At 32.1% G+C, this 820-nt stretch carries 1 protein-coding gene; it reads right to left on the bottom strand.

Annotated elements, in window-relative coordinates; all coding sequences use genetic code 11:
* A partial coding sequence (locus tag HMPREF0077_RS10020; RefSeq protein WP_004837907.1) for a VirD4-like conjugal transfer protein, CD1115 family occupies positions 1-820 on the bottom strand: 820 nt, incomplete at both ends.

The following is an 820-nucleotide window of genomic DNA, read 5'->3' as shown; positions in this document are numbered from 1 at the left end:
ACTCTCTTTTAACTTAACCTCATCTTTTCTCTGTAGGTATTTCTCTATGTCAAATATATTTCTCTTATCATAATCTTCAAGGAACTTATAATTCTTATGTTTTGTAATATCAAACTTATCAGATAAGAAAGGTCTTACTCCTCTTAGCTGGTATATACACTTACCACCGTCCATTACAGTTATTTCATCTTGACTCATAAGTTCCTTCCCAGTTTTTTGATAATTTAGTCCAAAACTCTTTTGATTCGATCTTGTTTCTGATGTGTTATATAGGTCTATGGTTTCTTTGCCTAGGCTTTCAGATAATTCTTTTAATGTTGTTCTTTCTTTGCCTCCTAAAAATAATGTAGAATCACAATTGCCAACTATGGTATCTGCATTATCTTTATAGATACTTTTTAGTTGTGATTGTGCTTGTAATATTATACAAGCTGATATTTCTCTACTTCTAATAGTTGCTATCAGCTTTTCAAATTTAGGAATTAAGCCGATATTTGCGAATTCATCAAGTAGGCATCTCACATGAACAGGAAGTCTTCCGCCATATTCATCATCTGCTTTATCACATAATAGATTAAATAATTGTGAGTACATTATTGATACTACAAAGTTAAATGTATCATCTGTATCCGATATTATTACGAATAAAGCTGTTTTCTTTTCTCCAAGTGTATCAAGCTCCAGTTCATCTTCTTTCATTAAGTCCCTAAGTTCCTGAATATCAAATGGAGCAAGCCTTGCTCCACAGGATATAAGGATTGATTTGGCAGTTTTTCCTGCTGCAAGTTTGTATTTCTTATATTGTTTTACTGCGAAATGG

The sequence above is a fragment of the Anaerococcus tetradius ATCC 35098 genome, assembly GCF_000159095.1.
In the GTDB taxonomy this organism is placed as follows: domain Bacteria; phylum Bacillota; class Clostridia; order Tissierellales; family Peptoniphilaceae; genus Anaerococcus; species Anaerococcus tetradius.
Note: the sequence above shows the minus strand (reverse complement) of the source record. Positions and strands in the feature narration are given on the sequence as shown.